Source organism: Colwellia sp. Bg11-12 (assembly GCF_014076955.1).
Taxonomy (GTDB): Bacteria; Pseudomonadota; Gammaproteobacteria; order Enterobacterales; family Alteromonadaceae; genus Colwellia_A.
Window position 1 is genome coordinate 1 of the sequence record NZ_JACGUZ010000048.1, and the last position, 1,130, is coordinate 1,130.

A 1,130-nucleotide genomic window follows, 5' to 3' on the forward strand; every position below is an offset into this window, starting at 1 on the left:
TAACTGGCTAGTGCACCTGGGTCTGTGCGCATTTCTTCGGTCAATAGATGCAACTCGACGCCAAAGGCAAGTTGGGTGAGCGCTTGTACCGAGGCATCAAAGACTAACGGTGCATTCCAAGCCCACTTAAAATTGCCGACTAATCCTCTCTCAGCAAGAATCTCTTGCATGGCGTAAGCAAGGTTAGAGACATTTTGGTTAGTGACTTGTACGCCTTTTGGTTGGCCTGTGGATCCAGAGGTGTAATTAATATAAGCCAGTGAGGCGGTGTTTAGCTTTGTTATTTTTAAATCCTCAGCTGAGTGAGTCATTAATAAATCAATCTTGTCGCTGTCATCCAGTACAACCAATTTAAGATCGTGATGAGGCAAAAACTTTGTGGCCTGTTTTTTCCGGGTCAGGACAAGCTTCAAGTGAGCATTACTTATCATGTAGTTAATACGTGAAGCGGGAGCGTTAGTGTCGATTGCCACATATGCACAGCCTGCTTTTTGGATGGCGAGCAAGCCAATGACCATGTCTAATGAGCGCTCTACACACAGGCCAATCTGGTTTCCTGCTGTGATCTGGTGCTGCTTGCTTAAGTAGTTAGCCAGTTGGTTAGCTTGATTGTTTAATTCCTTATAGGTGAGTTGCTGCTGACCACAGACCAAGGCAATTGCTTCGGGCTTTGCCATTACTTGAGCTTCAAATGCCTGATGCAGGCAAGTATCAACCGCATCAGTTTTGATCATGTCGTTTAACTGATGTAACAAATATTCGGTTTCGGTTTGCGACAGCATGGGCAAGTTGCTAACTAGTGTGTTAGCCGCACTATCAACCTTTGCTAAACCTGTGAGTAAATGACTTAAGTGTTCGCTAAAACCAGCGATATGTTGATGGCTAAACAAGGCTGTGTCATATATACAATTAATATTAATGCCGGCTGGCGTTAGCTGTAAATTTATTTCCAAATCAAACTTGGATGTTTGTGTATCGGCATGCATAGGCGTCATGGCAACATCTGGCAGGCTGAACTGCTGACTTTGATTCTCTATCCCGTAATCGGTATTTGTGGTTAACATCACTTGGAATAAAGGCGTATGTGCTGTGCTTCTGGGCACATTTAAGCGCTCAACCAATTGTTCAAA

1 protein-coding gene is annotated in these 1,130 nt (G+C 44.0%); it reads right to left on the reverse strand.

The window, feature by feature from the left end; genetic code table 11:
* Positions 1-1,130: AMP-binding protein (locus H4J39_RS01320; RefSeq protein WP_182225642.1), on the reverse strand; the 1,130-nt coding region annotated here is incomplete at both ends.